The 9,447-nt window shown below is 60.9% G+C and carries 7 protein-coding genes and 2 pseudogenes; 6 read left to right on the top strand and 3 right to left on the bottom strand.

The window, feature by feature from the left end; all coding sequences use genetic code 11:
* Positions 1–409: 409 nt before the first annotated feature.
* Positions 410–1,308: pseudogene (locus tag NKI58_RS35025) on the bottom strand (hypothetical protein).
* Between the two features lie 725 nt (positions 1,309–2,033).
* Between NKI58_RS35025 and NKI58_RS35020 the strand changes: the two are divergent.
* Positions 2,034–3,089 carry a GSU2403 family nucleotidyltransferase fold protein gene (locus NKI58_RS35020; protein ID WP_352595188.1) on the top strand — a complete coding sequence of 352 codons (1,056 nt, stop codon included), beginning with the start codon at positions 2,034–2,036 and terminating at the stop codon, positions 3,087–3,089.
* A 225-nt stretch (positions 3,090–3,314) separates the two neighbouring features.
* On the opposite strand, the pseudogene NKI58_RS35015 reads toward NKI58_RS35020, so the two are convergent.
* Together NKI58_RS35015 and NKI58_RS35010 are read right to left on the bottom strand one after the other, a co-directional pair.
* Positions 3,315–3,702, bottom strand: a pseudogene (locus NKI58_RS35015) (type II toxin-antitoxin system VapC family toxin).
* Entirely contained in the window at positions 3,702–3,959 is a 258-nt protein-coding gene (locus tag NKI58_RS35010; protein WP_352502877.1) for a type II toxin-antitoxin system VapB family antitoxin, read from the bottom strand. Before NKI58_RS35010 ends, NKI58_RS35015 begins: the two are co-directional and overlap by 1 nt.
* A 547-nt stretch (positions 3,960–4,506) precedes the next feature.
* Between NKI58_RS35010 and trbB the strand changes: the two genes are divergently transcribed.
* The 5 genes from trbB (at position 4,507) to trbJ (ending at position 9,393) form a co-directional block, all read left to right on the top strand.
* Positions 4,507–5,523 carry a P-type conjugative transfer ATPase TrbB gene (gene trbB / locus NKI58_RS35005; protein ID WP_352595185.1) on the top strand — a complete coding sequence of 339 codons (1,017 nt, stop codon included), beginning with the start codon at positions 4,507–4,509 and terminating at the stop codon, positions 5,521–5,523.
* 74 nt (positions 5,524–5,597) lie between these two features.
* A complete protein-coding gene (locus NKI58_RS35000) occupies positions 5,598–5,861 on the top strand; it encodes a TrbC/VirB2 family type IV secretion system protein (protein ID WP_352492921.1) in 264 nt (87 codons plus the stop codon).
* Positions 5,861–6,124 (top strand): VirB3 family type IV secretion system protein, encoded by a 264-nt coding sequence (locus NKI58_RS34995; RefSeq protein WP_352595179.1) that lies wholly within the window; start codon positions 5,861–5,863, stop codon positions 6,122–6,124. Before NKI58_RS35000 ends, NKI58_RS34995 begins: the two co-directional genes overlap by 1 nt.
* 9 nt (positions 6,125–6,133) lie before the next feature.
* Entirely contained in the window at positions 6,134–8,641 is a 2,508-nt protein-coding gene (trbE, locus tag NKI58_RS34990; protein WP_352595177.1) for a conjugal transfer protein TrbE, read from the top strand.
* Positions 8,638–9,393: a P-type conjugative transfer protein TrbJ gene (trbJ, locus tag NKI58_RS34985; protein WP_352854484.1), complete on the top strand. Its 756-nt coding sequence runs from the start codon at positions 8,638–8,640 to the stop codon at positions 9,391–9,393. The genes trbE and trbJ overlap by 4 nt, the downstream gene beginning before the upstream one ends.
* Positions 9,394–9,447 lie beyond the last annotated feature (54 nt).

Raw genomic sequence — 9,447 nt, 5'->3', positions numbered from 1 at the left:
CTCCCAGTTGGCCTCGGATCGGCCTTGTGTGCGTCAAATTCTGCAGAAATGGTTTGACAGTCAGCGATGACCTTGGCGCGCCCCGCCCAGCCCCGTGTCAGCGGAGCGGCGAACTTCCTCTCGGTCGGCGATGGTCATAAACGCGGAGCGTAGAGCGAAAATGAATCCTTGGCCTTCGGGTACTTCGTCCGGTAAATTCGAAGAACGCCGACGCTGGCTTCAGCTGCCACGCGGGTTATTGGAGCCAGATCATTGATGCGGGTGTCGCGCGCCTACGGCAGGTCAAGTTCGGTTTCATGCGCCCCGATCTTCAACGCCAGCGACGCCATCATCGGGCAATGTTCAGCCAGCTCATATGTTGTTCGCAATCGCTGCACATGGAAGGTTCCGATCGGTTGACATTTCAACACTAGAGCAACCGGACAGACGCTGGAAGCGGCCCAAGCCTTGCCCTTCTTCGGGCCATGCTTCGGGCTTTTTGGCGAGCTATCCTGAGCTCGGGCAGCGTTGGTTGCCACCAGCCTCGCTGCCGTTCCGTTAACTCGGCAGCACGCCGAGCGGGCCATGTTCTAATCAATTCAGTCAAGGTCGCCGGACGCCATCTGCCCCAGATATAGCGACGTTCGCCTCGATCAAATGCGGATAGAACGCTGCTAGCTCCGAGGCGACGAGTTCGCCCGAAATCTCGGTGAAGACCACGACGCCGTATTGCTCCGTTGCCACGGCAGGGCCAAGCTGGGGTAAATCGTCAGGGGGCAGTGGATAGCGACGTCGCCTGCGTTCGGCATACCGTAATCTGGCGGCTTTATATTCCTCGGAGTCTTTGGACGCTTCCCGTCGCCGTTTCCTCTCCTCCGGTTCTGCGCGGCGTGCGGCCCTTTCGATGCTTGGCCAATGGCGCCTCAACTCCTCGTAGGAGCGGAAAGGCACCCTCCAGGCCCGCAGTTCGTCGTCCCAGCTCGCCCATGGAACGGCTCGCAGTTCTTCGAGAACCGTCCGCGAATATGGCGTGCGGATGCGCAGGTCGTCCGCGACTTCCAGATACCGGCTCGACAGGGGATCGAAGGCGAAGGCGTCTCGTCCCTTGCTGTCATCATGTGCTACTCGTAGATCCGCCTCTTGCGCAAGCCAGCGCTGGATGCGCCGCGCGGCAGTCTTTCCCGGCACGAACCAGCTTGTGCGCTCGTCACTCCACCTGGCGCGCGGGAATGCCTGTCGAAACCGCTCAACCGCCGCTCGATCGTACGGAAAGCGCGCTTCGGCACCAGGAACTGTCTGCGGTGCAGCAGGGGCGTCGGATTTTTCCATCAGATTGCGAAGCACAGCACTGCTCGCAAACAACGCGGTGCAGTTCATTTGGGTCTAAGAGCACCAGAACGTATGGTCAGAGCCGCTAGGGGCAGCCAATGAGGCGATCGGTGAAACTGCTGAATGCTAGCGTGGGAAAGCTTCGCCGCGCCGGACCGTTTATTTTGCTCCAGGAGAGGTCCATTCATGCCCAGACTAGATGCAAAAACCCAATTGCCAGACGGCCAACGAGCCCTCGTTCGCGTCCCCTGAAAGCGAGGAGACGGAAGTGAACCACTTCGTCGAAACGCAAAGTGTATCGCCAGCCCAGGCGCGGGAGCTTGTGCGGCGGCACGGAAACGACTGGCGTAAGATCGATAATGCCGCCAAGTCTTATAGGGACGACAGCTAAGCACTTCCAAGCCGGGGGAAAGGGAGCTTTGTCACGCCATCCGCGGAGTTGCAAATCGAGCGGATCTGCTTGAGGTGACGAATGACCACCATCGCCATCTTGGTAGCTTTCTCAGACCGTTTGCACCGGCCCGGTCTAGGATCGAATAAAACCAGCGAAGGCCGCGTTCGAGCGGCGCTTTTGCTTCGACTGCGCTGCCGTAGAAAAGCCGCTCCGTTGTCATATTTTTTAATTAATACAGTTACTTCAACAGTCGAAGTGGAATCACGTGAGAGCTGTTGCAATCGCGCGCTCCGCCGCCTATTGTGTCTTGCAACAGCTCTGAGCTAAACGTATGGTAACTGTTGAATTGATTGATTTTGTTGAATTAAATAACGATCAGCGTCGGGAAAAAGTCAATTCCGACCAACGTTTCATTGCGCTCAAAGAGGCCCAAAGGAAGGCGAAGAGCTTTCGGGGATCCCTCGTCTGGCACACCGTGAACGGCATCGACCATTTGATGCGAAGCTACTACGACGCCGCTGGCGTACGACACCAAAAGGCAGAGGGTCGGCGCTCGCCGGCGAGCGAAGCTGTCAAGGCGGATTGGGAAGCAGCTCGCGCGTCCGCCCAAGAAACGCTCTCTGCGCGACAGGAGCAGATGGAGCGCCAATCTGCTGTCAATCGCGCGCTCCGGCTTGGGCGTGTTCCCCTGATCGCCGCAAGAATTATCAGAGCAATCGATAACGCCGGTCTTCTCGGGGAAGGCATTCGTATTGCAGGCACGAATGCGATCTACGCCTATGAGGCGGCGGCCGGAGTGTTCGTGGATCCCGGAATCACATCGACGCAAGATATCGATCTTCTCATGGACTCGCGCCAGTCCCTCAGGATCATGTCTGGCGCCAACGTCGAAGATGGAGCGCTCATCAACCTTTTGCGCAAGGTCGATCGGTCTTTCGAGCGTTCATCCGCCACATTCCGCGCGGTGAACCGCGACGGATATCTCGTCGATCTGATCAAACCGCTCGCAAACCCGGCGTGGAAGCCGAGCCGGGAAACTATCGGGAAGGCTGACGACGAATTGGTGGCCGCCGAGATCGCCGGCCTGGCATGGTTGGAAAATGCCCCTGCTTTCGAAGCAATCGCCATCGATGAAAAAGGCGGACCGTTACGGCTCGTGGCACCCGATCCGCGTATTTTTGCCGCCCACAAATTCTGGGTCTCAAAACGAGCTGATCGCGAGCCAATCAAGCGCCGTCGCGACCTGGCCCAAGCGCAAGTGGTTGCCCGGCTGACGACGCAGTATCTCGAGCATCTCCCCTACGAAGCAAGCGAGCTTCGGGTCCTCCCAAGGGCCGTTTTCGACGAGGCCCATCATTTGTTCGCACAAGCAGCGCCGCGGCCGTGAATGTCTGAGCGACATGTTGGCCGGCTGGATTGGCCCTCAACTTCCAACCGATCGAAGACGCGGCCCAGCAGCGCCAGATCGGAGGGACGAAAGACGCCAGCTTGCTCTGCTTTGGGACCAATTGGCACGACCCCCTTGATGCAGGCCCAGCCGACAGGATCGAAACTAATTGGCGCTATTACAGGGTTCAAGCTGGAGACAGCCGATGATCCTAGAGTCTCGTGCTCATGCCGGTTCGATATTCGTTTGGGAGAAGTCTTTGCCGATGAAAAGCAGCGGTTCGTCTGCACGCTTTGCCAAAGCATAGGACAGGAAATCGGCAAAATTCAGCGCCGCCGGGTGGTGGCCTTTGCCGTAGGTCAGCCAACCCTGGGTCGCCAGATCAACCAATTCGGAGTCGACAGGAATGATGTCGGCCTCGATATTGCGCAGCCAAAGATCGATCTCGGCCAATGCGTGTTCGCCCGCGCCTGCTGACCAGCACCATGCGTGCCTCGGGCACCCCGGTTGCCGGGACCAGTCGGATTGGGTCGGAGACCAGCGCTCGTTCCAGCCTTGCTGCCTCAGGCTCGCTCCGAAGGATCGCTACAACAGCTGAGGTATCGATCACCATCAGTTAGGGATTCCATGCTCGTCATACCCGATGATCTCCTCGTCGCTGCGAGTATCCAGTTCAGGCAATCGTGCCACTCTTTCTCGGATGGCGCGCAATTCTGCCAGCAGACGCTCCTGAGCGGTCTCTCCAAAGCCCAAGCGATGCAAGCGCTCGCTAAGGGCTTGATGGATGGCTGCTGTCTTACTGATACCCTGGCGGCGTGCGAGTTCATCGGCGAGAGCAACGGTGGCCGGATTTTTGATATTCAGGGACACGAGAAACTCCAAAAATCTACCTTTCTGGCAATTTCCACCATAGTTCTCTAGGCTCCTCAACATACCTGCTAGCCTCGCCTACACCCGCGCCGGATTGATCATGACAATCGCCAGGCCGTTGCCTGCCAAGGCGGCGACCGCCAGTCTCTCGAAGCTGCCTGTCGACTCCAATCCGACAACGGCCGGCGAAAGGGCTGCCAATCGCCGAACCAGATCCTCCACCCCGGCATGGTCATACCCACCGAGAACGCCTCGCCGGACGGCAAAACATGCACGTCGAGCCGATCCTTGGAACGTCGATGCCAAGAATGACTTCCCAATCGGGCTTCGCTTGCGGCCCTAGATATAGCCGGATGTTCTGCTGGAGCGGAGATGGCCAGTCGGGCACCGGGTTGCTGAGCTATCGCGGTCGCGGCCGCATTTCGCAAGTCTCTGCACGTTATTCCACGATCGCCGGCTTTGCTTGTTGCAAGGCCGGCGCTCCTGCCTTTTCTAATGATCCCCGACCGCGGCAAGAACCAGTTCGTGGCGAGAAACGGGGACCCGCATGGCGACCAACTATCGTGCCAGCAAGGGAGCGGTATCGCGCGGCGCGCGCATGCTGCGCACCGCCCTCGGCCCGGCGATCGCCGGCTTCCTTGACGATCCAGCCATTGTCGAGGTGATGCTCAATCCCGACGGTCGCCTGTGGGTTGACCATCTCAGCGAAGGACTCGCTGCAAGCAATGAAATACTGATCGCGGCAGACGGCGAACGGATCGTCAGGCTGGTCGCGCACCATGTCGGTGCGGAGGTGCATTCGGGCTCGCCGCGCGTTTCGGCTGAACTGCCCGGGACCGGCGAACGGTTCGAGGGTCTGTTGCCGCCTGTTGTCACGGCGCCAACCTTCGCCATCCGCAAGCCGGCAGTCGCGGTGTTCACGCTTCAAGACTATGTCGCCGCCGGCATCATGACCGAAGCCCAGGCTGGCGTCCTGCAGCTTGCCGTGAAGACACGGAAGAACGTGCTGGTGGCCGGCGGCACGTCGACGGGCAAGACCACGCTCGTGAACGCGTTGCTGGCGGAGGTCGCTAAAACCGCCGACCGCGTCGTGCTGATCGAGGATACGCGAGAGCTGCAGTGTGCTGCGCCCAATCTTGTGGCGCTGCGCACCAAGGACGGTGTCGCCTCGCTTTCCGATCTGGTGAAGTCGTCGTTACGCCTTCGGCCCGATCGCATTCCGATCGGCGAGGTACGCGGTGCGGAAGCGCTCGATCTGTTGAAGGCCTGGGGCACTGGCCATCCCGGCGGCATCGGCACCATCCACGCCAATTCTGCCATTGGCGCACTGCGGCGACTGGAGCAGCTCGTGCAGGAGGTGGTCATTACGGTTCCGCGCGCACTGATTGGCGAAACCATAGATCTCATCGCAGTTCTCGCTGGCCGCGGCTCAGCGCGCCGGCTCGTCGAGATCGCCCTGGTCGACGGGCTCGATCCGGCCACCGGCGACTACCGCACCCTGGAAGCAAATTTCGAGACCACAACGACCGTGAATCGCCACTCTCCCTATGGAGCTTCAGAATGACCCAGATCCGCTTCAATTCATCGGCTATCCGCAAACTTGCCGTGGAGCTGTCGTATGCGGCGACCGCCGCGATCATGACGATTGCGCCCGCCCATGCTGCCGGTTCCTCCATGCCCTGGGAGGAGCCGCTTCAGCAAATCCTTGAGTCAATCGAGGGGCCTGTCGCCAAGATCGTGGCGGTGATCATCATCATCATCACCGGTTTGTCGCTCGCCTTCGGCGACACGTCAGGCGGATTTCGCCGGCTGATCCAGATCGTCTTCGGGCTGTCGATCGCTTTCGCGGCAAGTTCGTTCTTTCTGTCCTTTTTCTCCTTCGGTGGCGGAGCTCTGATCTGATGGATGAGGAGATCCGTGGCTTTTTCGCGCCGGTGCATCGCGCGCTCACCGAACCGATCCTGCTCGGCGGCGCGCCGCGTGCGGTCGCCATCGCCAACGGCACGCTGGCCGGCGCGATTGGATTGGGGCTTCGCTTGTGGATCGCGGGGCTCATCATCTGGGCGGTCGGACATCTCGTGGCCGTCTGGGCGGCAAAGCGCGATGCGCAATTCGTCGATGTGGTTCGCCGCCACCTGCGCTATCCCGTGCATTTCGGATGTTGAGGTTTCGCCATGATGAACCTCGCGGAATATCGAAAGAAGAGTGCCAGCCTCGTCGATTATCTGCCGTGGGCTGCCCTGGTAGCGCCGGGCGTGGTGCTCAACAAGGACGGCAGTTTTCAACGGACGGCGCGTTTTCGCGGGCCGGATCTGGACTCCGCGACGCGGGCGGAGCTCGTCGGCACGACCGCGCGGCTCAACGGCGCGCTGCGCCGGCTCGGCTCCGGCTGGGCACTTTTTGTCGAAGCCCAGCGCAATCCTGCCAGCGGCTACCCAGACAGCCGGTTCCCGGATTGCGCATCCGCACTTCTCGACATCGAGCGTCGCGAACAGTTCGAAGACTCCGGTGTGCTGTTTGAAAGCAGCTACTTCCTCACCGTCGTGTGGCTGCCTCCGGCCGAGGAAGCGTCGCGCATGGAGAGTTGGCTCTACGAAGGCCGGGAAAAGACCGGCGTCGATCCTTGGGAGCTCCTGAAGATTTTTGTCGACCGCACCGACCGCGTGCTCAACCTCATCGAGGGCTTCGTTCCCGAAGCTGACTGGCTCGATGACGGAGAGACGCTGAGTTACTTACACTCAACCATTTCGACCAAGCGGCATCGCGTTCGCGTGCCAGAAACGCCGATGCATCTCGATGCTCTGCTTGTCGATCAGCCGTTGGCCGGCGGGTTAGAGCCGAGGCTTGGCGATGCGCGTCTGCGCACACTCACCATCACCGGGTTTCCGACGATGACCTTCCCGGGGATTCTCGACGATCTTAATCGCCTTGCCTTCTCCTACCGCTGGTCGACGCGGGCGATCATGCTGGACAAGACCGACGCGACCAAGTTGGTGACGAAGATACGCCGTCAGTGGTTCGCGAAGCGGAAATCCGTCGCCGCGATCCTCAAAGAGGTGATGACCAACGAGGCATCCGTTCTCGTCGACACGGACGCCGCCAACAAGGCGGCCGATGCGGACGCGGCGCTCCAGGACCTGGGCTCTGACCAGATCGGCGAAGCTTATGTCACCGCCACCGTTTCGGTCTGGGATGCCGATCCGTCGATCGCCGGCGAAAAGCTGCGTCTGGTCGAAAAGATCATTCAGGGCAGGGACTTCACCTGTATCGCCGAAGGCGTCAACGCTGTCGAAGCTTGGCTGGGCGGTATTCCTGGCCATGTCTATGCCAATATTCGCCAGCCGCCGCTTTCCACGCTCAACCTCGCGCACACGATTCCACTCTCCGCGGTCTGGGCAGGTCCGATCGAGAACGAGCATCTTGGAGCGCCGCCGCTGTTCTTCGCCAGAACGGAGGGCGCCACACCGTTCCGGTTCAGCCTGCATGTTGGAGACGTCGGCCACACCCTCGTCATCGGCCCGACGGGCGCCGGCAAGTCGGTCCTGTTGGCGATGATCGCGCTTCAGTTCCGGCGCTACGAAAACAGCCGGGTCTTTGCCTTTGATTTCGGCGGCTCAATCCGCGCGGCCATACTCGCCATGAATGGTGACTGGCACAATCTCGGAAGCGATACCGCAAGCGGGCAGGGGTCTGACGATCCGTTGCCCTTGCTGACTTTGACCGATCTGTCGGACGACGTTGACACCGTGTCGCTGCAGCCGCTTGCCCGCATCCATCATACGCCGGAGCGGGCCTGGGCGGCCGACTGGCTTTTCGACATTCTACTGCGCGAAGGCGTGCCCATCACGCCGCAGGTCAAGGAACATCTGTGGTCGGCGCTGACGTCGCTGGCGTCTGCGCCAGTCCAGGAGAGGACACTGACTGGCCTGTCCGTGCTGCTGCAGTCCTCGCCGCTGAAACAGGCGCTTGGTCCCTACTGCATCGGCGGCGCTTTTGGCCGGCTGCTTGATGCCGAGTATGAGCGTCTCGGCGAAGCCTCCGTCCAGGCGTTCGAAACCGAGGGCCTGATCGGCACGGGTGCTGCTCCCGCGGTGCTTGCCTATCTTTTCCACCGCATCGAGCAGAGGATGGACGGCCGGCCGACACTGCTGCTCATCGACGAGGGCTGGCTGGCGCTCGACGATGGCGGTTTCGCCGACCAGCTGCGCGAATGGCTGAAGACGCTGAGAAAGAAGAACGCCAGCGTGGTCTTCGCCACGCAGTCGCTTTCCGACATCGCCGGATCGCCAATCGCGCCGGCAATCGTCGAAAGCTGCCAGACGCGGCTGTTCTTGCCGAACGAGCGCGCTATCGAGCCGCAGATCGCCGAGATCTATCGACGCTTTGGTCTCAACGATCGTCAGATCGAGATCATCGCCCGGGCGATACCGAAGCGCGACTATTACTGTCAAAGCCGCCGCGGCAACCGTCTGTTCGAACTGGGACTCGGTCCGATCGCGCTGGCGCTCTGCGCCACATCGTCCAAATCAGACCAGGCCGCGATCGACCGGACAATCGCCGAGGCCGGCCGAGAGCATTTCCTCGAGGCCTGGCTAGCGGAGCGCGGTCTCTCCTGGGCGGCCGACCTCATCCCAGGTCTCACCAACGTGATCGACCAGTCCACAGAGGAGATTTCGTCATGAATTCCAATCTTGCAGGCAGCCGAATCCGTCGCAAGGCGGCAGCCGGCGCCATCGCCGTCGCCATGGCGCTGTCATCGGCACCAGCATCGGCGCTGATCGTGTTCGATCCGAGGAACTATGCCGAAAACCTGCTTTCGGCATCGCGTGCGCTGGAGCAGATCCACAACCAGATCACCTCGCTGCAAAACGAAGCGCAGATGCTGATCAACCAGGCGAAGAATCTCACGTCGCTGCCGACCTCGCTGCTTGGCCAGATCGAGGGCAATTTTTCCGAGATGAAGAGCCTGCTCGGCGAGGCCGAGAAGCTGGCCTACAGCGTCCAGGACATCGAGAGCCAGTTTACCTCCGCTTACAAGAATTTCGGTTCGGATCTCTCCAGCCAGCAGCTTGTCAACGGCGCGCGTCAACGATGGCAGACCTCGGTGTCTGCCTTTGAGCATTCGCTGAAAACCGGCGCCGTCGCGGTCGACAACATCGCCGGGACACAAGAGCAGACGAGTGCGCTGGTCGGTGCCAGCCAGTCGGCCGTCGGCGTGCTTCAGGCAACGCAGGCCGGCAACCAGCTCCTCGCCGTGCAAGCCAAGCAAGTTGCCGATCTCACTGCGATGCTGGCCGCACAAGGGCGAGCCGAAGCCCTTGAGGAGGCGAGGCGGGCGGCCGCGCAGGAGCAGGCACGCGAACAGTTCAGCCGTTTCATGACGGGCAGCAGTTACAGCCCGTCTGGAGTGCGCCCCTCGGACCGGACGGGATGAACAAGCAGAATTGACTTGGAAGCCGGGCTTTCGAAGGATGGAAGCCCATGGTGA

It is taken from the genome of Mesorhizobium sp. M0522 (genome assembly GCF_040321085.1).
Lineage (GTDB): Bacteria > Pseudomonadota > Alphaproteobacteria > Rhizobiales > Rhizobiaceae > Mesorhizobium.
This window is presented reverse-complemented; position numbering and strand designations above follow the sequence as displayed.